24 protein-coding genes and 2 tRNA genes are annotated in these 24,368 nt (G+C 51.4%); 11 read left to right on the top strand and 15 right to left on the bottom strand.

All coding sequences use genetic code 11. The features are described 5' to 3' along the window. Window positions 1-96 precede the first annotated feature (96 nt). The 9 genes from ADN00_RS00690 (at window position 97) to ADN00_RS00660 (ending at window position 7,801) form a co-directional block, all read left to right on the top strand. Window positions 97-1,866 carry an alkyl sulfatase dimerization domain-containing protein gene (locus ADN00_RS00690; RefSeq protein WP_075061024.1) on the top strand — a complete coding sequence of 590 codons (1,770 nt, stop codon included), beginning with the start codon at window positions 97-99 and terminating at the stop codon, window positions 1,864-1,866. 14 nt (window positions 1,867-1,880) lie between these two features. After that, on the top strand, window positions 1,881-2,084 hold the full coding sequence (locus tag ADN00_RS19635) for a hypothetical protein (RefSeq protein WP_152966204.1): 204 nt from the start codon (window positions 1,881-1,883) through the stop codon (window positions 2,082-2,084). 14 nt (window positions 2,085-2,098) lie between these two features. Next, complete coding sequence (locus ADN00_RS00685; RefSeq protein WP_201781123.1) at window positions 2,099-2,758, top strand: hypothetical protein; 660 nt, start codon at window positions 2,099-2,101, stop codon at window positions 2,756-2,758. A gap of 41 nt (window positions 2,759-2,799) precedes the next feature. Then, window positions 2,800-4,746 carry a CASTOR/POLLUX-related putative ion channel gene (locus tag ADN00_RS00680; RefSeq protein ID WP_075061022.1) on the top strand — a complete coding sequence of 649 codons (1,947 nt, stop codon included), beginning with the start codon at window positions 2,800-2,802 and terminating at the stop codon, window positions 4,744-4,746. 10 nt (window positions 4,747-4,756) lie between these two features. Next, window positions 4,757-5,224: an MgtC/SapB family protein gene (locus tag ADN00_RS00675; RefSeq protein WP_075061021.1), complete on the top strand. Its 468-nt coding sequence runs from the start codon at window positions 4,757-4,759 to the stop codon at window positions 5,222-5,224. A 52-nt stretch (window positions 5,225-5,276) separates the two neighbouring features. Beyond that, the gene (locus ADN00_RS00670; protein WP_075061020.1) at window positions 5,277-6,191 is read left to right on the top strand and encodes a DUF333 domain-containing protein; all 915 of its coding nucleotides are present in this window, start codon (window positions 5,277-5,279) and stop codon (window positions 6,189-6,191) included. Window positions 6,192-6,757: 566 nt separating this feature from the next. Then, window positions 6,758-7,117 carry a choice-of-anchor Q domain-containing protein gene (locus ADN00_RS19630; RefSeq protein ID WP_152966203.1) on the top strand — a complete coding sequence of 120 codons (360 nt, stop codon included), beginning with the start codon at window positions 6,758-6,760 and terminating at the stop codon, window positions 7,115-7,117. Continuing rightward, the gene (locus ADN00_RS19625) at window positions 7,104-7,622 is read left to right on the top strand and encodes a hypothetical protein (RefSeq protein WP_152966202.1); all 519 of its coding nucleotides are present in this window, start codon (window positions 7,104-7,106) and stop codon (window positions 7,620-7,622) included. Before ADN00_RS19630 ends, ADN00_RS19625 begins: the two co-directional genes overlap by 14 nt. Beyond that, window positions 7,619-7,801, top strand: coding sequence for a hypothetical protein (locus ADN00_RS00660; protein ID WP_152966201.1), 183 nt, complete (start codon window positions 7,619-7,621; stop codon window positions 7,799-7,801). The genes ADN00_RS19625 and ADN00_RS00660 overlap by 4 nt, the downstream gene beginning before the upstream one ends. A 487-nt stretch (window positions 7,802-8,288) precedes the next feature. Here the strand turns inward: ADN00_RS00660 and ADN00_RS00650 are convergent. The 13 genes from ADN00_RS00650 to ADN00_RS00590 form a co-directional block, all read right to left on the bottom strand. Continuing rightward, window positions 8,289-8,362: transfer RNA gene (locus ADN00_RS00650), tRNA-Asp, on the bottom strand. An 89-nt stretch (window positions 8,363-8,451) separates the two neighbouring features. Then, window positions 8,452-9,315: a RibD family protein gene (locus ADN00_RS00645; RefSeq protein WP_075061016.1), complete on the bottom strand. Its 864-nt coding sequence runs from the start codon at window positions 9,313-9,315 to the stop codon at window positions 8,452-8,454. Window positions 9,316-9,394: 79 nt separating this feature from the next. Beyond that, complete coding sequence (gene folE / locus ADN00_RS00640; RefSeq protein WP_236691455.1) at window positions 9,395-10,177, bottom strand: GTP cyclohydrolase I FolE; 783 nt, start codon at window positions 10,175-10,177, stop codon at window positions 9,395-9,397. A 12-nt stretch (window positions 10,178-10,189) separates the two neighbouring features. Then, complete coding sequence (gene folK, locus ADN00_RS00635; protein ID WP_082389770.1) at window positions 10,190-10,711, bottom strand: 2-amino-4-hydroxy-6-hydroxymethyldihydropteridine diphosphokinase; 522 nt, start codon at window positions 10,709-10,711, stop codon at window positions 10,190-10,192. Beyond that, on the bottom strand, window positions 10,701-11,063 hold the full coding sequence (folB, locus tag ADN00_RS00630; protein ID WP_082389780.1) for a dihydroneopterin aldolase: 363 nt from the start codon (window positions 11,061-11,063) through the stop codon (window positions 10,701-10,703). The genes folK and folB overlap by 11 nt, the downstream gene beginning before the upstream one ends. Before the next feature lie 456 nt (window positions 11,064-11,519). After that, window positions 11,520-11,592: transfer RNA gene (locus ADN00_RS00625), tRNA-Asp, on the bottom strand. A gap of 99 nt (window positions 11,593-11,691) precedes the next feature. Then, window positions 11,692-12,147 carry a nucleoside-diphosphate kinase gene (gene ndk / locus ADN00_RS00620; RefSeq protein ID WP_075061014.1) on the bottom strand — a complete coding sequence of 152 codons (456 nt, stop codon included), beginning with the start codon at window positions 12,145-12,147 and terminating at the stop codon, window positions 11,692-11,694. 30 nt (window positions 12,148-12,177) lie between these two features. Continuing rightward, window positions 12,178-15,393, bottom strand: a complete 3,216-nt coding sequence (locus ADN00_RS00615) for a tetratricopeptide repeat protein (protein ID WP_075061013.1) — start codon at window positions 15,391-15,393, stop codon at window positions 12,178-12,180. Window positions 15,394-15,532: 139 nt separating this feature from the next. Then, window positions 15,533-16,741, bottom strand: a complete 1,209-nt coding sequence (locus tag ADN00_RS00610) for a sigma-70 family RNA polymerase sigma factor (RefSeq protein ID WP_075061012.1) — start codon at window positions 16,739-16,741, stop codon at window positions 15,533-15,535. Window positions 16,742-16,908: 167 nt separating this feature from the next. Then, window positions 16,909-18,276 carry a GldG family protein gene (locus ADN00_RS00605; protein ID WP_075061011.1) on the bottom strand — a complete coding sequence of 456 codons (1,368 nt, stop codon included), beginning with the start codon at window positions 18,274-18,276 and terminating at the stop codon, window positions 16,909-16,911. Then, window positions 18,273-18,995 carry an ABC transporter permease gene (locus ADN00_RS00600; RefSeq protein WP_075061010.1) on the bottom strand — a complete coding sequence of 241 codons (723 nt, stop codon included), beginning with the start codon at window positions 18,993-18,995 and terminating at the stop codon, window positions 18,273-18,275. Before ADN00_RS00600 ends, ADN00_RS00605 begins: the two co-directional genes overlap by 4 nt. A gap of 17 nt (window positions 18,996-19,012) precedes the next feature. Further along, window positions 19,013-19,945 carry an ABC transporter ATP-binding protein gene (locus ADN00_RS00595; RefSeq protein ID WP_075061009.1) on the bottom strand — a complete coding sequence of 311 codons (933 nt, stop codon included), beginning with the start codon at window positions 19,943-19,945 and terminating at the stop codon, window positions 19,013-19,015. A 185-nt stretch (window positions 19,946-20,130) separates the two neighbouring features. After that, window positions 20,131-20,817, bottom strand: coding sequence for an RluA family pseudouridine synthase (locus tag ADN00_RS00590; protein WP_075061008.1), 687 nt, complete (start codon window positions 20,815-20,817; stop codon window positions 20,131-20,133). A 20-nt stretch (window positions 20,818-20,837) separates the two neighbouring features. Between ADN00_RS00590 and ADN00_RS00585 the strand changes: the two genes are divergently transcribed. Beyond that, on the top strand, window positions 20,838-21,143 hold the full coding sequence (locus ADN00_RS00585; protein ID WP_075061007.1) for a putative quinol monooxygenase: 306 nt from the start codon (window positions 20,838-20,840) through the stop codon (window positions 21,141-21,143). Continuing rightward, window positions 21,140-22,300, top strand: a complete 1,161-nt coding sequence (locus ADN00_RS00580; protein WP_075061006.1) for an iron-containing alcohol dehydrogenase — start codon at window positions 21,140-21,142, stop codon at window positions 22,298-22,300. Before ADN00_RS00585 ends, ADN00_RS00580 begins: the two co-directional genes overlap by 4 nt. Window positions 22,301-22,373: 73 nt before the next feature. On the opposite strand, the gene ADN00_RS00575 is transcribed toward ADN00_RS00580, so the two are convergent. Beyond that, window positions 22,374-23,213 carry a DegV family protein gene (locus ADN00_RS00575; RefSeq protein ID WP_075061005.1) on the bottom strand — a complete coding sequence of 280 codons (840 nt, stop codon included), beginning with the start codon at window positions 23,211-23,213 and terminating at the stop codon, window positions 22,374-22,376. Between the two features lie 119 nt (window positions 23,214-23,332). Beyond that, window positions 23,333-24,328: a P1 family peptidase gene (locus ADN00_RS00570; RefSeq protein ID WP_075061098.1), complete on the bottom strand. Its 996-nt coding sequence runs from the start codon at window positions 24,326-24,328 to the stop codon at window positions 23,333-23,335. Between the last annotated feature and the right edge of the window lie 40 nt (window positions 24,329-24,368).

The following is a 24,368-nucleotide window of genomic DNA, read 5'->3' as shown; positions in this document are numbered from 1 at the left end:
GGACTATGGAGAAAGATAGAAACTGCTACACGGAAACAAAGTACGGCGAAATTTTCGTCGCGCATCAATCGATGTTCTAAAAATAAGGAGAAAGCAATGAAAAACGAATTTCAACTTCTGTCCCAAGCACCTGAAGCAGTACCGGTGCCTTATGAGCCCGAAACGGTACCAGTCCATGCTAGGTTGCTGCAGATGTATAAGGAGTTCTTTCCACCCACAGTGATCCGTGTAACCGATGGTGTCTGGGTTGCCCGTGGGTACAACCGGGACAATCCGGTGCTGATCGAGGGCGTCAACGGCCTGATTGTCGTCGATCCAGGGGAGAGCATTCCTGCGTCACAGCCCGTCAAGGATGCCTTTAATGCCCACTTGGATAACATTTTTGACAAGAAACCCGTCAAAGCGATTATCTACACCCACCATCACGACTGCCATATCAACGGCGCCTCGGTCTTTGCCGATGTGCAGACGGAGATCATCGGTCACGAGAAACTGCTTAGTTCGATGTTCAGCGAGTGGTTTGGCCCGGTCTTTCCGTCGAGAGCCGAGGGCGCGCTCAAGATGAGCGGGGTCCTGTTTCAGGACGCTCCGGTCGAGGACGGGGAAGGCTGGTATGTGGGCTGGGGCATTTGCGGGCCGCAGACCCTTGGGCCATCCGGCTTCCTGGCGCCGACAAAGACTATCAAGGAAGAGACAAGGATGACGATCGCCGGCGTTGACGTAGATCTCATTCCCGTTGCCGGTGAGACGCAAGATGTCCTCTTCGTGTGGCTGCCGCGTAAGGAAGTCCTGATCCAAATCGCCGTCGTCTACGAGGCGTTTCCGGCGTTGTCAACTATGCGGGGCAGCCGGCTGAGGGATCCGCTGGATTATGTGAACAGCCTGAAGATTGCCAGAGGCCTCAATCCCGAATACCTGGTGGCGATCCATGGCCCCAATCCCGTCACTAGCGGAAAAGAAAACGTCCACCAGTACCTCACCAACTTCAGCGATGCCATCCAGTTCGTGAATGACCAGACACTCTACTACATGAACAGAGGCTACACAGCGGGGGAGATGAAGGACCGGATCGTTCTGCCGCCCCACCTCGCCTCCAGCCCCTATCTGCAGGAGACGTATGGCCTCAAAGACTGGAACATCTTCCACATCTTCCGGTACTACCGTGGCTTCTACACCGGCTCAGTCAGAGATCTGTTTCCGCAGTCGACCCTGAGCGAGGCGCAAATGTCGGCCTTCCTCGTCAACGGCGACGGTGACCTGGCAAGTAAGGCCCAGGCGGCTCTGGAGTTCAACCCGGAATGGGCCTTACGACTCGCCGACGATGCACTCGTGCTGGAACCCGATAATCCTGTGGCGTTCGAGACCAAGAAGGCGGCCATGCTGGCCTTGGCAGCCACCACGATGACCGGTCAGGCGCGCAACATGCTTTTGGCCGACTACTTGTTGATGACTGACCAGGCTCACGTTGACTTAGGCTTTGGGGACCCGAAGCGTGCTTTTGCCAGGATCGACAACAACTTCGTCGAGTTGATGCCCATGGCGACCTTGCACCGCATCCTGGCCGTCAGTCTCAACGCATCGAAATCGATGGAGAAAGACATCGTCGTTGGCCTTCAGCTGACCGACGTCAAGAAGAATGGCTCCAACGCGCCAGATCACTACACGTTGAACGTTCGCAAGGGCATCCTCGAGGTGGATCCCCCATCCGCGATCAAGGGCCAGTTCGAGATCGTGACCGACTTGCTAACCTGGAAGCAGCTGGTTCTGGCGATGCTTAATCCTGAAGACGCCGTCGCGACTGGAAAGGTGCTTATCACCGGAGGGACTCCAGAAAGCTTCTATGCTTTCATGGACCTATTTGAATAAAGAAAGCTACGGAGGTGGCTAATATAGATCTGAGCTTGCGAGATGGGGTGACGTATTCACCACTTCACCCCATCTCCAAATCGCAGTGCCTGCTTCACCTTATCTCCCCCATTCACCAGGCAACTTCATTATTTCAGGTTGGTCAGCATGGCTCGCTGGTGTGCGAAGTTCAGACTTTCCGCCGGTCGGCCATCCAGAAGAACCTCGAAGGGACCTAATGATGAAATCTCAAATGACTCAATTTATTCACTCCGCCACGCCGCGCGCCGCTGCCATTGCCGGGATCCTGTTTTCGATCTTCTTTGCGATCACCATCATACTGATCCGCCTGTCTGTCCCTACTGACCCGACCACCGTAAATGACTGGACAGACGCCACCCGCAGCCAGGTCGGGCTGGCCCTGCGGTTGATGCCCTTTGCCGGAATTGCCTTCCTCTGGTTCGTCGGGGTTGTGCGCGACCGCCTGGGGGAGTTCGAGGATAAATTCTTCTCCACAGTGACCCTGGGCAGCGGGTTATTGTTCCTGGCAATGAGCTTCATTGCAATGGCGAATGGCGCAGGGATGCTCGCCATATACCAGGCGACTGGAGGCCAGGCGATGAGCGCAGAACTGTACGCCCTCAACCGGTCTGTCATGAACCAGATCTTCAACACCTACGGGCTCAAGATGGCCGGGGTCTTCATGTTCTCCATCAGCACCCTCTGGCTGCGCACTGGCGTGATGCCTCGCCTGCTGTGCTACTTTACCTACGCGCTGGTGGTGTTTATGTTGGTAACCACCAGCCAAAACTTGTGGATGGTGTTGATCTTCCCCGCCTGGGTTTTGATCGTCAGTATTTTAATTTTGGTCCTAACCTGCGCGGTAAAACTTCGGGAAGCAAAGATGGCTTGACTGCCAGTTCGATGGCACACTCGTGAAAGGCAGGAGACGGAATGAATCAGGCGACTCCAGGCGAACGACTGCGCTACGCGTTTGATAATTTCCTCTCTCGGGGTACAGCTGCCCTGGTGGCCGCCCTATTCACCATTACCGCATGTTTGATCCTCTCCACGGCCGGTGTCCTGGTAGCCGCTGGCTTGAAGCCGGGGGATCACCCGGGTCCGTTAGGCTTTGCAGAAGCCACCTGGCTGGCAGCCACACGGGTGCTCGACCCCGGAACAGTGGCCGACGATTCCGGCCGTTGGTATCGCCTGGTCGGAGTTCTGGTCACCTTGGGCGGCATTTTCCTCACCAGCGCCTTGATCGGTATCCTGGTCAACGGCCTGGACCAACATCTCGGTAAAATGAGGCGGGGCCGCACGCCTGTCGTCGAGAGCGGCCACCTATTGATCCTGGGCTGGTCGCCGCACATATACACCATCCTGCACGAGCTGGCCTGCGCGGACCGCATCCGGCGTTTGACCTGCCAAAACGGGCGGGTTGGAGCGCAAATCCATCGCCGAGCCTGCGTTGTGATCCTGGCTGACCAAGACCGGTTAGAAATGGAAGAGGAGATCCGCCTCAGAGTTCCAGATAGGCAGGGTATGCGCATCGTCTGCCGCAGCGGAGACCCGCTCGACCTGGATGTTTTGAAAATTGTCAGCCCTCAATCAGCACGCGCTGTCATTATTCTATCCCCGGGAGGGGACTATCCTGACCTGCCGGTCGGTCGGGCGCTGTTAGCGTTGGCTCGCGCGGGAGAGCAGCACCGGCTTCGCTCCCACATCGTAGCAACCGTTCAGCGCGCCGAAAACTTGCAATTGATGCGGATGATTGGCGGGGAGAGAGCGCAGCTCTTTCTTGTTGAAAAGCTGCTTGGATATCTCCTCGCCCAGGCCTGCCTCCAGCCAGGCCTTGGACTGGTCTATGCCGAGCTGCTCCGCTTCGGAGGTGCGAATATTCGTTTTGTCGACCCACCAGCGCTGACCGCTGAAACTTATGGGAAGGTGCTAGGTCGCCTGTCGAATGCGACCCTGGTCGGCCTGCAGTCTGCCGGCGGCGCCGTCCGCCTCAGCCCACCCCTGGACACCTCGCTCCAGCCCGGTGACCGGCTGGTTGTTATCCATACACCTGGAACACCCATCCAGATTTTTGCCCAGGCGCTGGGTGAACCCAGCCGGCCAGTGTTCCATCCTATCCCGACGGCTCCTGATGCTCCGCAAAGACTATTGATCCTGGGTTGGAACCAGCGTGCTCCCTTCATTCTAGAATACCTGCGCCTCGCCGCTTCTCCCGGATTCCAGGTGAAGGTTTTCACCGATGTTCCAGCCGGAACGCTGCAGGCCGGATGCTCAGGGACCGGCTGGGGTTCCCTGCGGGTAACGTTCGAGGAGGGCAATCCTCTGGACCGCCCTTCCATGGAGAGGCTGATTTCGGACGATTATCCGTATATCTTAATCCTTAGCCCAAACAGTCAGCTTGGCGATGTTTTCTCTGCCGCCTCGTACCTGCATCTGCGCGACATCGCCAATAAGACTGGCAGAAGTTATTCGATCCTGGTTGAGATGATATCTGGGAGGAAAGGCGACCTGGCGTTGGTTAATTGCCCTGACGACGCGACCATCAATAATAGTCTGATGGCCCTCATTCTGGCTCAGATTGCAGAAAACGTGGAGCTGGGCCCTATTCTGATCGAGTTACTCGGGCCGGGCGGCGCCCAGATCGTGCTCCGGCCGGCTGGAGACTATGTCAGTCCAGGTGAGAAGGTGACCTTTCAAACCGTTGTGACCGCCGCCGGCTGCCGGGAAGAAACTGCCCTCGGCTACCGCCTGTTTTCCGAGGCGAGCCAGGCCGGAGGCGCCTCCGGCGTGCATCTCAATCCGGAGAAGTCCATCTCAATTATTTTCACAGAACAGGATGAAGTGATCCTGCTGGCGACCGAAGGGCAACACTCGAGATAAAGGAGGCACTATGTGGAACGATATCTATCTCTCTGTTTTTGTAAGGGCGTGGCTGGCCGGCCTGTTCGGCTTTCTCATCGGTTGGGAGCGAGTGATGGTCGGTTCCCCGGTGCGAGCGCGCATGGTGGCGCTGGCTGCCCTAAATGCTGCCGCGATCACGGCAATTAGTATGGAAATGTTCCAGGCTGATACGGGCCGTATTTTGGCCGGCCTGGTGACGGGGATCGGTTTCCTCGGCGCCGGGGTGATCATGCGCGTTCCCACCGGAGAAGTCAGTGGCCTGACGACGGCCGCCAGTATCTGGGCAATGAGCGCCGTCGGTATCACGGTCGGCTCTGGGAATATTCTGCTTGGTCTCATGCTGACTGTTCTGGTTTATGTCACAATCTCCTGGAATGATTGGCCGGTCCTGAACCGGCTGCTGCAGCGGCAGGCGCAAAAGCAGACGCAGGACGCCGAAAGCCGGCCGCCGCTGTAGGTCTGCCAGACTCATGCGAGTGATTGACGTTCTTACGGAAAGGAAAAAAGCAATGGCCTCTCGAACCCAATTTTGGAGGATTTTCCTCGCGGTTCTACTACTGGCAGCCCTGCTGCTGGGCAGTTGCACCGCGACGACACCTGAGATTCAAGCAACTACTGTACCGACCCAGACTGAGCTGGCGCAGCTCCCGAACCCCGCTTCGGAGAACTGCACAAAACAGGGCGGCACCCTCTCCATCGAAGAGCGCGGGGAGCTCGGCCAGATTGGCGTCTGTTATTTCGAAGATAACCGCCAGTGTGAGGAGTGGGCCTTGCTGCGCGGCGACTGCCCGGTGGGCGGGGTAAAGGTTACCGGATATGTAACCCCTGCGGGGCGCTACTGCGCCATCACAGGTGGAACCTACGCGGTCACGGGCAATAGCGGCGCCTCGGATGAACAGGGCACCTGCACCTTCAAAGATGGCTCGCAATGTAACGCCTGGGATTTCTTTAACGGCACTTGTGCGCCCAGGGCCGCAGCCCCAGACGCAGCGACGATCCAACCGCTGGTTGTGGAGGTCTGCAACGGGCAGGCCCAGGCTATGGCCCACTTTCTGGATGTCATCGAAGTAACCCAGTCCGAAGCGCCGCTTAGCGATCCTGTCACCGGCCTCAGCGGTACCGGCTGCATGGCGACGGTCACGGGGGATGGGATGAATTTCACGAGCCCGGATGCGGCATTGAAATTGCTCGATGGCATGTTGAAGGACCAGGGCTGGACGGAAGACCCGCAGCTGGAGGCAGGCGGGCCGACCGGCATCGCTGCGGGGTATCGTAAAGGGGACCAGATTTGCCTGGCCAGTGCCGGGTGGCAGCCAGACGAGTCGGCCAACTGTCCGAAGGACCAGCCCATCTCGGCCTGCCCGGTTACCCCAGAGCAGCAGCTTTACACGGTGACCCTCAACTGCGGGGTGAAGACCCCGTAGGGACAGGAGGGCGCCAATGCCTGAGTTGATCCTGACGGCTGGTGGTCGGAGACACGTTGTGGGTGTTCTATTCGGGACATAAAAAATTATTTGAGAATGTAGGTAGTGAACCGATCTGGTACGGAAAATACACCTAAAACGAAAGCACCGGGACCCCCAATTGGGACCCATACGGTTGGACAGCAATTCCGAATGTTGATATCAATGAGCATTGCACCCTTTCGGCGGTTACGACCCGAGATCCGGTCGGATCTCCGTCTACTATTCCTCCGATAGTAAGCTCCGCTGGGTTTACACGGACGACTTTGGAGCCACCTGGTCTGATGATGCGCTAATCGGAGAAGGGATATATACTAAATAAGGTTACGTCAGCGCAATCTACTGGCCGTCTGATACCACGACAGCGCTCGTGGCGTTCACCGGACAGGTGATTGCGGTCAATAATGGCGAGCACCGCGGGTACAGAGGGAGGCTGATTAGCCCTTACCAACAACACCTTCTTTGGTAACAGCGTGGATTCCGATTATGGTTGGGGCGACGCGGTTGCTTCCTTTAGCCCTACATAAATGACTAACAACACTTTCGTTGGCAACAATGCCGTCGTCGGTGGCGCTGTCTTCTGCAGCGGTTACCAGCAGACCCTGTACAATAACATCCTGATCAAAGGCAGCACGGGTTCAAACTGCGGTTTCTTCCCCAATACGCCTGTGACAGCCGGCAACAACCTAGCGGACGACGATTCCTGCGGTACTGGCTTCACCAACTGCTCAACTCTATCCGATCAGATCAGCCCGCTGGGCGACCAAGGTGGGCCAAGCCAGACCTTCGCACTCCAGCCAGGCAGCAGCGCCATTGACGCCGGAGATGACAGCCAGTGCCCTGACGCGGATCAGCGCGGTGTAATCCGCCAGGATGGCAACCAGTGAATACAGCGGATATGGGACATTTTTATCCAGCGTTTCGGACATCTATATCCTAGGGGCTGCTACACCCTCAGGTGACTCTACCCCACTGATTATCACCCCGTATATTCAAGATGTGCTGGGCCAGAACAACTGGTACACGAGCTATGTGATCCTCTCCTGGACGGTCGCCAATAGCCAATCGGCAATAATATCCAAGACTGGCTGCGACCCGATCAGCATCACGAGCGATGAGCAGGAGACTGTCTACACCTGCACAGCCACCAGCGCGGGCGGCACGAATAGCGTCACGGTCAACATCAAGCGCGATGCGACTGCACCTACACTCAATCCGGTCGTAACCCCTGATCCGGTGCTGCTCAATGGCAGTGCTTCCGTAAGCCCGAATGCTATGGATGCCACCTCCGGGATTGCCTCTGCGACCTGCGATGAAGTCATTACCGGGAGCGTCGGCACGCACAGTGTCAACTGCACGGCGTGCTCAACACGGCCAAGGTCGGCCAGATGATCCCGCTCAAATGGCGGCTGCTGGACGGCTCCGGCAACCCGGTGACCAGCCTAACATCTTCCGCCGTCACCCTGACCGTCAGCCCGCACACCTGCCCCTCTGGCGTACCGGTGGACACGATCGAGACCTACACCTCCGGCACTACCGTGCTGCAGAATCTGGGCGATGGCAATTACTAGCTCAACTGGAAGACCGATAAAGCCTGGGCCAACGCTTGCAAGCAGCTCACCTTGAAGATCGGCGCCTGGACCGGCGACGGCTTCACCCCGCTGTTCCAGTTCAAGAAGTTAAACCTTTTCAAAAATAGTTGTAAGTGAGAATAGGATGGACCAACAAAGGATAAATTTTGTTGGTCCATCACGCTATTAATCCCAATATCAGTCTCATAATGTGGACTAAGTTCTACTAGAGATATAGCTATGACCACGGCAGTATAGCAGTAGATGATGGAAGACCTGCTATAGCCTGGGATATACGGCAGGAGGCAGAAGAAATTTATATTTTCGCGGGTGCGACGATGATTCTTAGGATCGCTCCCGCGATCAGAGATAAAAGAGGGGTTACCCAGGACCATACTGATAAATTGGAGATATAAATACAATAAACCATTGAAAAAAGAACTTAAAACAAAAAATCTGTTCGTTATTGAACAGATTTTTGTTGCAGCGGGAGCGACGGGATTCGAACCCGCGGTCTCGGCCTTGACAGGGCCGCATGTTAAACCACTACACCACGCCCCCAGGGGACTATAGTTTATCATGAAGGATTACAAGACGTCAAGGAAAATTGTGGGAATGCAAATCCTAAGACCGCGAATTTTTGATCATATCTATTGAGGATTCATTTCCGATTTTGGTATCGGTTGATTCGCCAAATTATAAGACATAAAGAGCTGCCCCAAACCATCCAGTCCATGTGAATCGAAATAAAGAGTGTGAAGATTAACACCTATGGGCGCATCAAACAAATCGCCTTCCACAATACTTGAGAACGGCTGCCCTCCTAACAGACGATTGGTCTGGGTTAAATATAACCGGTCTAAGACACCACCTTTGAGAAGCAAGTGCAAGATTTTTGGCCCTGCTGCAGAGTAGATGGTATGGTAACCCAGTTCATGCATTTGTTGAACCATCTTTTCCCCTGATACACTCGAGTCTCCCGCGACGAACACTTTTCCGGCTGTCGCTTCGATTTCTTTCACTCTTTCCAGGTCGGGATTGTTGGTAGTAAAGACAATCACCTTACGGCGGCTTTTGGTTAATACTTCTGGAATAGGAAATTCCAGACTGCTACTGATGATGGCAATATCCGGTTGGGGTGGTAAATTGTGATCCAACCGCCATCCTTTAAGGTCAGAAAATCGAGGATCGTCCACCCGCAGAATTTCTTGCGCGCGACCGGCCGCCCAATCCCGTAAATACCTCCCGCTACTGATTAGCAAATCCGATTGCGTGGCAAGTTCCTGAAACAACCTCCAGTCCCTTTCATTAGCTATGCTTGTTGGAACTGCCTGCCCGTTTCCGTCTTCGTGGGGGACGGCAATCCTCCCATCGAGGCTGACAATGAAATTCGCATATACAAACGGTTTCTTGCTCACATGGCTGTATTGACGAAGATTGTGGGACAGGTAAAGCCCTTTAAGTTGCCTCTCAGATGATGGGAGGGGATAAAGCTGAGTAATCAATTCATCCATTTTGGCTAATTTCCTTCAAGAAGCAAAGGGGATGAACAAACCGAAATATCCAATCGCATACAATAACCAGTCTCTTTACTCAGTCCATCGAACGTCGGCTGTTAATGTGGTCAATAAATTCAGTACGTAAATCCCGGTTATTCTTTAGTTGATCCAAATATGCGCTGGTGATCATGCTCGCTTCAGCCTTTTTTACGCCCCTCATCATACTGCACATATGCACCCCTTCAACAACTACCGCAACGCCTTTTGGTTGGATGGTTTCTTTGATGAAGTCGGCAATTTGTTTTGTCATTCTTTCTTGTACCTGCAATCGCCGGGCAAACATTTCAACGATTCGAGGTATTTTACTTAACCCAATCACCTTGCCATCAGGGATATATGCGACATGGGCGCGACCAAAGAACGGAAGCATGTGATGTTCACATAGGCTATAAAATTCAATGTCTTTGACAATCACCATTTCGTCATAGTCAACATTGAAAAGGGCGCCATTAATCAGCTTTTCTGTGTCAACGTGATAGCCTGCAGTCAGTTCATCATACATCCGCGCGATGCGGTCGGGGGTGTTTAATAACCCTTCTCGTTCAGGATCTTCGCCGATATTGGTTAACAAATCATGAACGGACATTTTTATTGCTTCATGACGATCATGGTTCTTTCCATTACCATTACCATTACCATTTTTTCCATTCCTGGATAATTGGTTTTTGGCGATATTTCCAAAATTTGGATGGTTTATCGTAGTCATTTTTACTCCCTTTTTTTGTTCAAGATTATCTAATTTTCTCAGGCCTAATCCTGGTTGGTTATTCTTCATCCAAGATGGCACCAGCAGAAAATCAGAAGTGGTTGGTTCCATAATTAATGCGTGTCATACCAATTTCACATCATCTCTTCGGAAAATCGCTTCTGCTTTAGGATAAAGTTGATGTGCAATTTCTTCTAAGGTTTGATTTAATTCAGGATGCAAATAGTCTGGCGCGATTTCCGCTAGGGGCATTGCAACAAACAACTGCTCCTGCAAATCTGGATCAGGAATGTGCCTGGTACCAAGATTAAGAACATCACGATTGAAAAGAATAATGTCTATGTCAATGGTGCGTGGCCCATTCTTGTTTTCTGTTCGAATCCGCTCCAACGAATCCTCCACAGTATGTATAGCTTGCCGTCGAAGCGCATCTGGAGATAAATCTGTTTCCAAAAGCATGGCGGCATTCAAAAAATCTGGCTGCTCGGTAAATCCTGCTGCCGCAGACTGCCAAACGGATGACACTTTCCTGATGTGTCCGTATTGGGAGAGCAATTTAACAGCTTTTGGCAAATTCTTTTCCGGCTCAATATTTGAACCCAGTAATAAAAATGCCTGGTTGATAGAGGAATACTTATTGTTCATTTCTTCCTCGTTCAATGGTTACACCAACAGACCGGGTAAATCGCAAAGCCCCTGGTTTTTCGACGCTTACTCGTACTTTTTCCACTTGAGGATTCTCCAGACATACTTTCGCGATTTCAGCAGCCATTTTCTCTACTAAATAGAAGCGCGACGTCTCAACTAGCGCGATGACTTGCTTGGTAATTGAGCGATAATTGACTGCGTCTGCAATATCATCCGATTCCCCAGCAGCTCGCGTATTCGTGAACAGGGTTAAGTTGATCAAAATATCCTGTGGATTAATGCGTTCATCCTCATTGATTCCGATGATGGTGCGTAGCAGTAAGTCCTTAATTTGAATTTGATCTGACATCATTTCACCCAGAGATCTTGTAAGAAATTCTTTCCGAATGTATTGAACTTATGTTAATTGAGTTTTCTGCCTTATGCAATAATGTATACAATCTTTGTACGAAATATCCACAAAATAGTCCTATGAGTCATTCTTATTGGGTATTCTTGGTTTTTAATGAGTAGAGACAGGTGCAAAATGTTGGGAATATCTGGAAAGTTAATGATTGTTCATCATAGACCGTTTTGATGAAGACGGTCTACAAGAGGTTGTCTATTTTTCAATCATTTGAGGATGGGGGCTTTGACGGTAGAGCCTGGAATGGCATGATGTAAAGGAAAGCGAAATTGATGATCTCAAATTCCGCAAGGAACAAAAGCTGAATCATTAAAGCAAGAAACGCCCAGATTCTTCTGGGCATTTCGCTTTTTTGGCTAAAGAGGAATGATTTTTTCCAGTTTAGCGTATGAAGTTCAGCGGGAGCGACGGGGTTCGAACCCGCGATCTCGGCCTTGACAGGGCCGCATGTTAGCCGCTACACCACGCCCCCGAACGATCCATAGTTTATCATAGGAAGGGGGAACCGTCAATGATTCATGAAAAAAAGGAGCAAGAATCCCTGCTCCTTTCTTTAGGCAATTTTCCAGGACTAATTTTTTCCGGTTATCCAATCTTCCACGCTGCGATCCCATGAAAGAACTTCGTCGCTTGAAAACCATAAAGCGATTTCAGCGGCGGCGCTTTCTGGCCCATCGGAAGCGTGGGTAAGATTGCGGCTGGTGACGATTGCGAGATCGTGGCGGATAGTACCGGGGTCCGCTTCCGCGGGATTTGTGGCACCCATTGTCTGGCGTACCAACGCTATCGCGCCAGGGCCTTCCCAGATCATTGCCATAACGGGCGCAGAGGTGATGTATTTGATGAGCCCATTGTAGAAAGGTTTTCCTTTGTGGGCGCCGTAATGTGTTTCTGCCAGTTCCTGGCTAACGCGCATGAACTTTGCGGCAACCAGTTTCAAGCCGCGTTTTTCCAGGCGGGAGATAATTTCACCCATTAATCCGCGCTGTACTCCGTCGGGTTTGATCAATACAAAGGTTTGTTCCAAAATGTTCCTCCAATAAGGTTTCGATGAGAGTTATCGCAGCAAGAGCTCTTCTGCCTTCGTGTAGGCATCCAAGGCTTCTTTGACGCGGTTAATCTTTGCGTATGCGTCGCCCAGCGCCTGTAAAACTCCTGCATTCAGCGGGTGGCGGTAGCTGGCTTCCGTCAAATCTTCAATGACTTCATCCAACTGGTCGCCATTTTCGATCAGGGCGGCATACTGCTCTAAAGCCGCGTCGATTTCACCTGCTGCCATTTGATGGCGTGTTTCTTCCAGGATGGAGGTGGGCAATGCGAATTCTTGCGTGGGCTCCGCTGATATTATTTCTGAAATTGAAATGATTTCCTCATCCGGAACGGTGGGGCTTTCGGTTAATTCCATGGAATAATCAGCGATTTCATCACCCACTTCATTATCCAACTGTTGCAGCCAATCTGGTAGATCGCCCGTGGGCACACCTTCTGCGGATGAGAGAGGCGTTAAGAATTGCTCTTCAGTGTCCAACAAGTCAGCTTCTTCTACGGCTTCTTCACTCAGGATTTCAGAAATCTCTTGGGGTGTTTCTTGGTCTTCCAAAGTAGGGATGGCGTTTAACCATTCCAAACTCTGGCCCTTTTCCTGGCCTGCTTCAGCACCGGGAATATCACCTTCCAGGTTTAGCCAATCCGGCAACTCTGCCGCACTATCTTGGGCAATCTCTTCTGTTGCCGGGGCGGCAGCAGAAATATCGCTTGACCAGGCAGTTGTTTCTGTCTCTTCGCGCTCCTCGTTGGGTGCTACGAAAATTTCTTCAGAAATCTCGGGCGCGGTGATTTCTTCTTCTACCTGCGCGGTGGGCTCTTCGGCTTCCAGTTCGCGAATCCAATCTGGTAGTTGGCTATCTGGTTCTTGTACGCGCGTTGGTTCAATCGCCGATGCTGCTGCTTCTTGGGTCTCGGTAAGTTCTTTAATCCATTCCGGCGGCACTTCAGAGCGAGTCGATTGGTCACTGACCAATTCGCCTTCATTGGCGCCATGTTTTGCTGCCAGGGCTTCCAGCCAGCTCAGCGCATCGTTGTCAATATCCAGGGGCTTACCAACTTCTGCCGGAGTCTCACTAACGGCTACTTCGCTTGGTGGCTCTATTGCGGGCTCTGGCGTTGTTTGCGCCTGAACTGGTTCGGATTCTTCATCAGCGGGCATCCCAAAATCGGCTGGCTCTTCCATCCATGCCGGCAGTGGGCTAATGGCATCTGCTGGCGTTTGTGATTCGGTTTCGGGGGCTTCTTCGGTAAACTCGGATAGCCAGGCGGGCGTTTCAGTCTCGCGTTCCTCAGGGTTGGTGACCAGTGTGGCTTCGTCGGCGCCCTGACGGGCTGCCAGGGACTCAAGCCAGGAGAAGGCATCATTCTCCTCTTCTTTGATCTGGCCAGGTTGGTCATCTACGAGCTGCTCGGCGGCGTCGCTGCTCCATTCAACATGGCTGGCTGCATCATCGATCAGCTCCGCAGCGGTAGGGGGGGTAATTTCCGCCGACTGGGGTTCTTCCACACCCAATATTGGGGCGGCTGTCTCGATTTCTTCTGAGGGCTGTTCAACAGGGGTTTCTGTGAGGAACGAGGAAAGCAGCCACTCTTCGGTAACGGCTTCTTGGTCTGCAGAGACTGGAGTGGAAGGTTGGCTTTCGTCCAACCAATCGGGGATTTGTGCCTCTTTAGCTTCTGCCGAAGCTTCTTCTTCCAGTTGAGCCTGATTAATCCATTCAGGCGGATTTTGCATGCGCTCCAATTCTGAGGATAGAATGGTCTCCTGTTCAGCGCCATGTTCGTCTGCGAGGCGGTCCAACCAATCCAGCCCTTCTTGAATCTCCTGTCCCTGTTCTTCTTCAAGCGGTTGCCCGGCTGGTTCCCAGGTTGTAAAATCTGGCGCAGGTGTGATTTCCTCTTTTTCTCCCTGAACGATTTCGTTCAACCAATCTGGTGTCTCTTGTGCGGGTTCGTTTTCGGCGGCGGTAGTTGCGGCAGCTGCGATGCCAGCGGCGGACGCAGGCAGGATTTTGTCGAGTAAATCCAGTTTCTCCAAATCTTCAGCTGTGTCTGTTTCCAATTCATTTTCAGGCGGGGCGATTTCTTTCAGCCAATCCGGTATGACACCGGCTTCAATTTCAGGAATCCCGGCCGATTCCTCTTCTGGCACGATTGAAACCCCGGCTGTTTCGATTTGCGATTCTTGTGCTCGGCTGTCGCTGATTTCCCATCCCGCCTGACTCATCCAGTCTGGAATGGTTTCTGTTTCTTCGGGGATGACTGCCGGAGGTGTCAATAAATCTGCGCTGCTTGGCTCTTCCTCGTCTTGAGCCGTTTCATCCTCCAGGAATTCTCCTGTTGCGTGGATACTCGCTTCCTCCGGAATGGCTGTAGCCCAATCGGGGGTGGCTTGCTGCTCTTCGGGTAGCTGAAGTCCCATGTTGCTGACCCATTCCGGCTGGATCGATATATCCATCGAGGGCTGCCATTCAAGCTGTTCCAGTGTTATGGCATTGTCGGGCACTTCAGACGCACTATTCATGCCAGGGCTAAGTTGGCCTTCATACGGATCGAGAGCGTTCACCCGCTGCTGATAGGTACGGGCTTCTTCTGGTTTTGTGAGCGCCGAGGCGATGATTTTATTGGCCTCAAAGCAGTTTGGCAACCGTTTTAAAATTCGCGTGCTGGTTTCCACAGCTTCCACTTTGTTGCCCATCTGGTTGTAACATTTGGCCAGCAAGATGGAAAGGTCCAGACGGTCTGGGTCCTCTGCCAAAGCACTTTTTGCCTCGGCTACAGCCTGCGGGTATAAGTCTCCTTTGACATAAAGCCGCACCAGCGCGCCACGGGTCAGGCGGATCTTATGCGGTTCAATGCCGTCTCTGCGCCCGTACAGGCGGCGCAGCTCTTCTTGAATGGCGGAATTAGAAGGCTGGATTTCGTACGCTCTTTCCATGTGCCAGATCGCCGCATCCAGATTGCCTTCATCCTCGCGAATAATGCTTAAACCGATTTGCGCGACAAAGTCATCTGGGACGACGGATAGCACCCTGGCAAGAATATCGGATGCTTCAGCATAGCGCTGGCTTTCAAGATATGCTTTCCCGAGAAGTTTGTAGGTCTCGATATGTTTTGGGAATATTTTTAATATGTATTTGCAGTGGCCAATGGCTTCGTCTGTTTGACCGCGATTAATTAATGTTTCAATTTCCTGGTTGTAGGCCCGCAAAGAAATTTTCGACATGATCTGCCTCCGAACTAAGGTTGCGCACTACCTGGCGCATCGAATATGGCAATAGCAATCGAAATCATTAATATTATATGATAAAAAAGAATATGCGACACAGCTCAGCTATGTCGCATTGCATCTCTTTAGCAATTCTCTATTCCCCCAAATAATCACGCAATTTCCGGCGAATCACGGGATGGCGCAGCCGGCTGAGCGCTTGCGCCTCAATCTGGCGGACGCGTTCTCTGGTTACACCCATTTTTCGTCCCACCTCTTCAAGCGTATAGGCCTGACCGTCTAATAGACCATAGCGCAATTGCAGAATACGCACTTCTCGCGGCGGAAGGGTGTTGAGCACTTCTTCCAGGTGCTGTCGCAGCAGATTGAAGGTCGCGCTCTCATCGGGGGCCAGGGCTTCATTGTCTTCAATGAAGTCGCCCAACACAGAATCTTCCTCATCATCGGTTGGCGTTTCCAGAGAGAGCGGCCGACGGGCAACCTGGATCATGTTCTCTACCTTCTTGGGAGAAACATCCAAAGATTTGGCCAGTTCTTCAACGGCTGGTTCACGACCCAAACGTTGTGTGAGTTGATGTTGGACGCGCAGCAACTTGTTGATCTGATCGCCCATGTGGACGGGGACGCGGATGGTGCGGCCCTGGTCGGCAATCGCGCGAGTAACCGCCTGGCGAATCCACCATGTGGCGTAAGTACTGAATTTGTGGCCACGGCGGTAATCAAATTTCTTAGTGGCGCGAATGAGACCAATGTTGCCTTCTTGAATGAGGTCCAGGAAGGGCACACCGCGTCCCATGTACTTTTTCGCGACGCTGATGACCAGGCGGGAATTAGCCGTGATGAGATGCTCGCGCGCCGCCCAGCCGTCTTCGATCAATGCGCGCAGTTCAACCCGACGATTGGTGCTCACATTTCCGCGCGCCAGTTCTTCTCGAGCCATACGCCCGCGTTCTATCCGCTGGGCCAGTTCCACTTCTTCTTCAGCGGTCAGCAGCGGTACACGGCTGACTTCTTTCAGATATAAACCAATCGTGTCGTCAGTATCGATATGCGCCAGATCATCTGGAGAGCGATCATCATCTTCTTCTTCATGCTCTTTTTCGCTTTCCAGGTCAAGCTCGTCTTCTGGCGGCTCTTCGGCTGATACGTCTTCTAGATAGGGGATACCGGCGCTCATTAAGGCCGCAAAAGCTTCTTCCAACTGCTCCACATCTTGCTCAGCTTCTGGGAAGAAATGCAAAATATCGTCAATCGTCACATAAGACTTTTGACGTCCCAACTCTATCAACCGCGCAATTGCAGGATATTCCTCGTCTTCAACAACACCAATCAAATCGTTTTCCATCTTAAAAGAACATTTCCTCTTCGATTTCGAAGTATTTTTTTTCCAAATTTATGACTTAACGCAAATGATTATTTTAGACACATTAATGGCATTTGTCTACTAACCAGAATACTATTTTTCATGGGCAAATACAATACTGGGTAGAACTGTCATTAGATGATAATCTTTTAACCTTTACGTTTACGACGATTCCAATTTATAAAGCCAAACAAAATGATTAATCCCGGTATCAAGAGGACGCTGCCAATGAATAACATAACCATGGACGTACGCGTGGGTGTTACCATTATGCGGACGGTCTGATTTTTGGGATTAAGATTCAGTCTGTCTTCTTGTTTTACAGCCCAACTGATCGCGTTCACCATCAAGTCGCCATTGCCAAAGCGATCAAAGTATTCATCATTGGCAAAATCCGCGTCGCCGATGACCACTATTCGCCCATCTGCGTTGAACTCTTGCGCTGCAATTCCTAGTGTAATCGGCCCCTGCGGATCGACGCCAACATCAGGTATGGCAGTGCTGTTGGTGATTGAGTCCATATTGGTTTCGGCCCAGGCGCTTTTCGATGTAACCGCCAGTACTGAATGGGATATGGTCTCTGGCACGCGCGCAATTTCGATGCTGCGGGCGGTAGGGAAGATTGTAGTCAGGCGCTGGTCGTTCAGAACATTCACAATAGGATGATCTTTATAGGCGTTGGTAATGGCGATGAGAGGCGGGTCGGCATTGGGGTCAATGATCATATTTGATCCAGCTGTGATACCCCATTCTTTGTCCAGGTATTCCACTACTGGATCTTGCCCATCTTGAATTTGGGTTAAACTGGGTGGCTCCAGCAGCAACACCAACGAACCACCATTGTTCAGGTAATTGGCGATCAAGTCAACTTCCCGGGTGGTTAACGCGGATTGGTAACCTGCAATGACAATCGCCTGGGCGTCTGTGGGTATTTTGGCTGCGTCCAACAGGCTTAATTCACGAACAATATAGTTCTTCGCTTGCAGAGTTTTGCGTAGGGCCGCATAACCGGTTACCTTTCCGCTGGTTTCCAGGCTGTATTCTCCATGTCCGGTGAGGAAATACACACTTCGCTCAGATGGGTCCAGCAAGCGAAGGATGGAGGCCAATAGTTCTTGTTCAGAGCCAAAACGGACCAATTCGCGTCGGTCTTGCATGGTGACCACAATCGTAGCATCTTGAACCACGTCCATTTCTCGCGCCGCCAATGGATTTCTCTGGTAGTCGATTAACTCGTAAGAGAATTTCCCCTGACTGTTCCGGGAAAAATTTTCCAGCAGCGCAATTACCGTTGTGGTCGGGTAATTCTTGCTATAAAACGCGCTCGCTTTAACAGGATGAGGCAGGCTTTGAATCACTTGAAGGGTGCTGTCGGACAAGGTGTTAAGTTTGTCTTGTGTAAGGTCCAACTGCCAGTCCAATTGAACCGAAATAAGGTTGGAAACACCAACGATTCCCGCGAAGAGTACCACTGTTAACAGCAAATTTACCCAGTGACTTTGATTAGATTTCTTCATGCGCGCCACCTCCGAGATTCCAAAGAGGTCACGCCGGCAAAAAGGCTGACGGCTGTAACGGATAAATAGTAAATGATATCGGTGCCTTTGATGACGCCTTGATAAAAGCTGTTGTAGAAGTGCTCGCCGAGGTCGAGCGCTTTGAGAAATTCCGGGCCTGTTTGGGCGGGAACATCCAGTAACCATAGAGCCATGATAATGGCAAAGGCCGCGAAGAAGCTGGCTATCTGATTAGAAAAGAAGGAAGATGCGGCTACACCGATTGCTGTAAAGGAAGATATTAACAAGAACATTCCCAAATACCCCGATATCGATATGCCCCAATCAATGCCAGGATCGACAAGAAAGTTCAGATAAACTAAAAAGATAACTGGGATTGCGGCGATGGTGGATAAAAACAAAAAGCTTGCCAGCCATTTTCCAATGATGATATCAACGGTCCTAAGCGGGGCGGTCATCAGAAGTTCGATGGTACCGGTCTTTTGTTCTTCGGAAAGGAGTCCCATGGTGATGGCCGGGGTGGTGAACAGGAAGAGCGAGATCATTGGGGTTAATATCGATCGCGGTTCGGGGACGGTAGCCTGCATAGCGGCCCTCGCGATGGAAGCATAGAAAATGATACCCGTCACCAACAGCACCATGAAGGCGACCGCGTAGGCGATGGGACTGTTGAAATAGTGTCGGTATTCTTTTCGGGTGATGATCCAAAGATTGCGCATTTGAAGTACAGACCTTTTCAGTTTGTTTCAGCGGGCAGCTCTTCTCGCGTTAGCTCCAGGAAGATTTGTTCGAGATCCATAACAGAGTGTTTGAATTCAAGAATCTCCGCGCCATTTTGAACCAGCTCGCGGATGATGTGGGGACGAATTTCTGTATCGGCCTGTAAGGTGATTTCCAGCCAATTGGGCGCAGTCTCTCTGGCCGACAGCACACCTGGTAATTGCTCCACGGTGGAGATGAGCTCTTGATTCAGATTCGCGATTTGTACTTTTACGCAAAGATTTCCGTGAAGTTGTTTTTGCAATTGCTCGGGGGTGTCTTCCGCGACTAATTTGCCTTTATTAATGATTAAAACGCGGTCACAGACTTGCTGAACCTCCGGAAGAATGTGAGTGGACAGCAAAATGGTGTGTTGCTCACCCAAAGATTGAATCAGCTTACGGATTTCGGAAATTTGTGCCGGGTCAAGGCCAACCGTGGGTTCATCTAAGATCAGAACAGGGGGATTGTGCAGGATTGCCTGCACCAGGCCCACCCGTTGGCGCATCCCTTTGGATAGGCTGCCAATCAGGCTGTTTGCGCGATTCTCTAATTGAACCTTTTCCAGAGTCTCCATGCAGGCGTTGCGATTCTTCTTCACCTGGCGAATTTCTGCCATGAACCCCAAATACTCCAAAACAGTCATGTCGGTATAAAGCGGCACGTTCTCTGGAAGATAGCCGATCAGCTTTTTGGCTTCCAAGGGGTGGGTATCCAGATCGTAGTCACCGATGTGGATTTTCCCATCTGTAGAGGGTATGAAGCCGGTCAGCATACGCATTGTGGTGGTCTTCCCCGCGCCGTTTGGTCCCAGGAAGCCGATAATTTTTCCAGCCTCGATGGAAAAGTTGACGCGGTCAACAGCAATTCTGTCCCCGTATGCTTTTGTTAGGTCAAAAACTTTAATCATCCGGCAAATCCATTGATGAGATTAGGCAAATAACGAGCGGATACGATCCGCCCGTTTAAGGTGGTTGTCCAAAGATGTCCACAAACCAAGTAACACTATACAACAAACGAGCCCTGTATGTCAATAAGAAATTATTAACAAAACCGGTAATAATGCATACCAGTTAGGGGAGCAATAGGAACTACTTAAAGCAGAGATTCGGTTGAGCAGAGCGGGGGAAGAAAATCGGCGGGAATAGGCGCAGTGAAGATAATATTATGGAAAGAAGCGGGGTGTGCGAATTGGAGCTGGTAGGAATGCAACATCAGACGTTGTTCAGGCGAGTGGGTTTGGCCATTTTTTTGCGGTTTATAAAGCGGATTATACAAGGGGTCGAACAAGACTGGGTGGTTAATAAAAGCAAGGTGAGAACGGATTTGATGCGTGTAGCCAGTGGAGGGATAAGCAGCAACAAATGAGCCAAAATCCCTGCTTTCCAATAGCCGCACTTGTGTGCCGGCTGGCTTTCCGCGTTGCGGATCGGGAAGAGTGCGGTGCTTGCGGTCTGCATTCACGCGCAGCGGAGTGGATACCTCAACTTGCTGTTGTTCAAATTCGCCTGAAACCCAGGCCAGGTAGACCTTCTTGACGTGACGGTTTTGAAATTGGGAGTTGATGATCTGGTGAGCTTCCGCGCTCCGGGCAAAAACCAAGATACCGCTGGTATCTTTATCCAGCCGGTGAGTGACATATAATTTGCCATAAGACTGCTGCAGAATCGCCAAGCAGTTCTCCAGATCTGGTTGGTAACCATCTGGAATCGACAATAATCCGCTGGGTTTATCGGCTACAATTATTGCTTCATCTATATACAATAGAGGTAAATTGGTCATTCTATCAATTGGAGGTCAAAATGCATATCGTATTGGTGCATGCCCGCGTTAAGCCAGAATGGATTGAAGATTTCAAGTCTGCATGCCGGGATAACGCAGAGAATTCAAACCACGAAGCTGGTGTAATTAAGTTTGACGTAGTGCAGCAGGCGGATGACTTGACTCACTTCATTTTAATTGAAATGTACAAAGATGAGAATGCTGCGAAGGATCATAAGACCACCGCTCATTATCTGCGCTGGAGAGATCGTGTCGCGGATATGATGGCTGAGCCGCGGCAAGGTATCATTTTTAATGAAGTCTATGTACGAAGAGAGGACGCATGAATTTTTCTTTACTTACCCCCGCGAAAATTATCTTTGGCGATGGAAGCGCTGATCAAATTGCTCCCATCCTCAAATCGTGGGACTCCCCTGTCTTATTTGTTACAAGCGCTTACCATCCTTCATTGAGTTACGTGAAAGAATTATTGTCGACGGCTGGGGTTGAATATTATGTTGAGTCTGTTCATGGTGAGCCGACCATGAGGAAAATAGAAGAATTAACAAAATTCGCCAAAGAGCATCACTGCGGCGCCGTGCTGGCGATGGGCGGTGGAAGTGTGCTGGACAGCGGTAAAGCGGTGTCCGCCATGATCAATAACCCGGGCAACATCTTGGATTATCTGGAAGTGGTGGGCGCTGGGAAACCTCTCCAGAATCCAACCGTGAATATGCTGGCTGTCCCCACTACGGCAGGTACCGGTTCTGAGGTAACCAAAAACGCGGTCATTTTGGTGGAAGACAAGCATGTAAAGGTCAGTCTGCGTAGCGATTGGATGGTTCCAACGATTGCGTTGATTGATCCGCTACTGACGATTTCTTTGCCGCCAGAAATCACTGCCTCTACTGGAATGGATGCGCTGACACAAGTGATTGAGCCGTATGTCTCCTGTAAGGCAAACGCGATGACCGATCTCTTTTGCGAAGCTGGCATTCAAGCCGCGAGTCAATCTCTGCTGGCGGCTTATCAGAATGGTGGTGACCTTGAGGCAAGGCGAAAGATGGCTTGGACCAGCCTGCTGGGTGGGTTGTCTTTAGCGAATGCCGGGTTGGGGGCGGTGCATGGATTCGCGGCTGTTCTAGGTGGTATGTATGACGCGCCGCATGGGAGTATATGCGCACGGCTGCTGCCGATTGTGTTTGAAACGAACGCATGGGTACTTGAAGAGGCCGGCAACCAGCAATTGTTTCTCAAGCGATTTACGCAGGTAGCGCGTTGGTTGACCGGCAATGAATCAGCGACGATCCAGGACGGAGTAAACTTCTTAGGTTCGCTGGCAGATGCAATGAGTATCCCTTACCTGTCTGAATTTGGCGTTTGCAGTGAAGACATTTCTGAGATTGTCGAAAAATCCAGGAAAGCCAGCAGCATGAAAGGCAATCCGATCGTGCTCAAAGACCATGTTCTTACCGAAATCATGGTTCGCGCGATGAGAAAGTAGAAAATTTTCGTACCCGTTGATAAAAAAAGGCTGCCCTCGATTGAAGGCAGCCTTTTTGTAGGAAAATTGCAGATCAATTCGTGAAGAATGAAACCCCGATGACGCCCGGGCCAGCATGCACCAGAAAAGCGGGCGGCAGGTTATATACTGGTACCTCAGGAAAGCCAAAATGCGCTTGAAATTCCTGGGCAAGTGAAGAAGCTAATTCAAGGGCGTCTCCATGCATCACGCCGAGCATTGACTCGGAAGTTGGCGGGCATTTTTCAAATACCAGCTCTTTTAAGCGGGCGACGGCGCGTTTTTGGGTCCGCTGGCTTTCAACAGGAGAGGCAGAACCACCCCGGTTTGTTAAGATCGGCTTAACTTGAAGCAGGCCACCGACCAGCGCCTGGGCTGATCCAATTCTCCCGCCCTTATGTAAGTATTCCAGTGTGTCAACCACAAAATAATTATCTTCGCGTAAAGACATGTTCTCGAGCCGCTGCACAATGGTGTCTGCTTCAACTCCCGCCTTCACCCAATCCAGCGATTTAAGCACCATGCTTGCCAGCCCGGCGCCTATGGATCGTGAATCAATGACACGAATGTCGGCGTTGGGGAAATCTTGGGCCGCAACGCTCGCAGAGCGAACCGTTCCGCTTTGATTTGCCGATGGGCAAATCACGATGATCGTATTACCTGGTTTGCCGTATTCCTCATAATAGGGCGCATATAAAGCGGGCGGTGGCGCGGCTGTTTTGGGTAATGCGGAAGATGATTTCAACAGATTGAGAAACATAGCCGTATCCAGCTCGGTATCGTCTCTGTAGGTCTTTTCTCCAAAAATGATTATTTGCGGGAGGTAGACCAGCCCCAAAGACTTTGCAACATCAACCGGAATGCTTGAGGTGGTGTCTGCAAATATTTTTATCATAATGAATTTTTCCTTTCGCGAGAATGAAAAAGATGGTGAGGTGGATAAAATAAATTAAGGTTGAATTAATCTTCCCTATTATACATTACGCGGTTGACTCTTTGATGAGAATCTAACCCTTAATTTCTGGTTTTGGCCGAAGGCAGGCCGCCCATTGGCTCTGCATACTTCACAGCATTGACAATTGCCTGACAAACGGCTTCCACTGCATAAGCGCCAATTAAGTTCACATCTGCATTTTTCTGGCCGGTTGCCAGGCAGAAAATCGTGTCGCCGTCGAACATGGTATGTGCGGGCCGGATGGTCCTGGCCAGCCCATTATGGGCCATTTGGGCTACTTTGTTGGCCTCTTCTTTATTCAATTTCGCGTTGGTGGCAATAACCCCAATAACGGTGTTTTGTGAACCGGCTATTTGGAGGATGGACTTCCCGGCAAAGGTGCGCATTGTGAACAGCGTATCGGCGAAGTAATCCTCTTTTCCTACCTGAACAGGACCTTTCTTGAGCGTTCTGGCCCCGGCGATGATCTGGTTGGTGTGTGGATCTACTACGTCACCGAAGGCGTTAACCGCGATCAAAGCGCCCACCATGAGTCCATTCCCCAGGTCAATGCATGCGCTTCCAATACCGCTTTTCATTGCCTGGTCATGTCCCAACATTTTTCCCACGGTGGCACCCATTCCTGCGCCAAAATTTCCCTGATCTACTGCCTTTTCGCTGGCCGCCTGACAGGCTGCGTAGCCCATTTTCGCATCTGGCCGGATTGATGGGTCTCCAATGGCCAGGTCTAGTAATATGGCTGCGGGCACAATAGGGACGCGGGCAACACCAATGTTAACTCCCACGCCCTTTTCTTCCAGAAATCTCATCGCACCGCTGGCAGCATCCAGCCCGAAAGCAGACCCGCCGGCGAGCATAATGGCATGAACTTTTTCAACAAGATGCATGGGACGCAGCAAATCCGTTTCGCGTGTGCCGGGCGCTCCTCCACGTTGATCCACGCCAGCGATTGCGCCTTTTTCACAAAGGATGACTGTGCAACCGGTAATGGCGGTCTCATTCTGGGCGTGTCCTACTTTGATCCCGGGAATTGCGGTTAGGGTATCGTTTTCCATTTCAGGTGCCTTTTTACCGTTGAATAAATTGAATTGTTCA

The sequence above is a fragment of the Ornatilinea apprima genome, assembly GCF_001306115.1.
Classification (GTDB): domain Bacteria; phylum Chloroflexota; class Anaerolineae; order Anaerolineales; family Anaerolineaceae; genus Ornatilinea; species Ornatilinea apprima.
Note: the sequence above shows the minus strand (reverse complement) of the source record. Positions and strands in the feature narration are given on the sequence as shown.

Bases quoted from the DNA above. Each gene is read 5' to 3' on its own strand.
- ADN00_RS00690 (WP_075061024.1), top strand. From the start codon at position 97: ATGAAAAACGAATTTCAACTTCTGTCCCAAGCACCTGAAGCAGTACCG.
- ADN00_RS00685 (WP_201781123.1), top strand. From the start codon at position 2,099: ATGACTCAATTTATTCACTCCGCCACGCCGCGCGCCGCTGCCATTGCC.
- ADN00_RS00680 (WP_075061022.1), top strand. From the start codon at position 2,800: ATGAATCAGGCGACTCCAGGCGAACGACTGCGCTACGCGTTTGATAAT.
- ADN00_RS00675 (WP_075061021.1), top strand. From the start codon at position 4,757: ATGTGGAACGATATCTATCTCTCTGTTTTTGTAAGGGCGTGGCTGGCC.
- ADN00_RS00670 (WP_075061020.1), top strand. From the start codon at position 5,277: ATGGCCTCTCGAACCCAATTTTGGAGGATTTTCCTCGCGGTTCTACTA.
- ADN00_RS19630 (WP_152966203.1), top strand. From the start codon at position 6,758: ATGACTAACAACACTTTCGTTGGCAACAATGCCGTCGTCGGTGGCGCT.
- ADN00_RS19625 (WP_152966202.1), top strand. From the start codon at position 7,104: ATGGCAACCAGTGAATACAGCGGATATGGGACATTTTTATCCAGCGTT.
- ADN00_RS00660 (WP_152966201.1), top strand. From the start codon at position 7,619: ATGATCCCGCTCAAATGGCGGCTGCTGGACGGCTCCGGCAACCCGGTG.
- ADN00_RS00645 (WP_075061016.1), bottom strand. From the start codon at position 9,315: ATGGATGAATTGATTACTCAGCTTTATCCCCTCCCATCATCTGAGAGG.
- folE (WP_236691455.1), bottom strand. From the start codon at position 10,177: ATGGAACCAACCACTTCTGATTTTCTGCTGGTGCCATCTTGGATGAAG.
- folK (WP_082389770.1), bottom strand. From the start codon at position 10,711: ATGAACAATAAGTATTCCTCTATCAACCAGGCATTTTTATTACTGGGT.
- folB (WP_082389780.1), bottom strand. From the start codon at position 11,063: ATGTCAGATCAAATTCAAATTAAGGACTTACTGCTACGCACCATCATC.
- ADN00_RS00615 (WP_075061013.1), bottom strand. From the start codon at position 15,393: ATGTCGAAAATTTCTTTGCGGGCCTACAACCAGGAAATTGAAACATTA.
- ADN00_RS00610 (WP_075061012.1), bottom strand. From the start codon at position 16,741: ATGGAAAACGATTTGATTGGTGTTGTTGAAGACGAGGAATATCCTGCA.
- ADN00_RS00605 (WP_075061011.1), bottom strand. From the start codon at position 18,276: ATGAAGAAATCTAATCAAAGTCACTGGGTAAATTTGCTGTTAACAGTG.
- ADN00_RS00600 (WP_075061010.1), bottom strand. From the start codon at position 18,995: ATGCGCAATCTTTGGATCATCACCCGAAAAGAATACCGACACTATTTC.
- ADN00_RS00595 (WP_075061009.1), bottom strand. From the start codon at position 19,945: ATGATTAAAGTTTTTGACCTAACAAAAGCATACGGGGACAGAATTGCT.
- ADN00_RS00590 (WP_075061008.1), bottom strand. From the start codon at position 20,817: ATGACCAATTTACCTCTATTGTATATAGATGAAGCAATAATTGTAGCC.
- ADN00_RS00585 (WP_075061007.1), top strand. From the start codon at position 20,838: ATGCATATCGTATTGGTGCATGCCCGCGTTAAGCCAGAATGGATTGAA.
- ADN00_RS00580 (WP_075061006.1), top strand. From the start codon at position 21,140: ATGAATTTTTCTTTACTTACCCCCGCGAAAATTATCTTTGGCGATGGA.
- ADN00_RS00575 (WP_075061005.1), bottom strand. From the start codon at position 23,213: ATGATAAAAATATTTGCAGACACCACCTCAAGCATTCCGGTTGATGTT.
- ADN00_RS00570 (WP_075061098.1), bottom strand. From the start codon at position 24,328: ATGGAAAACGATACCCTAACCGCAATTCCCGGGATCAAAGTAGGACAC.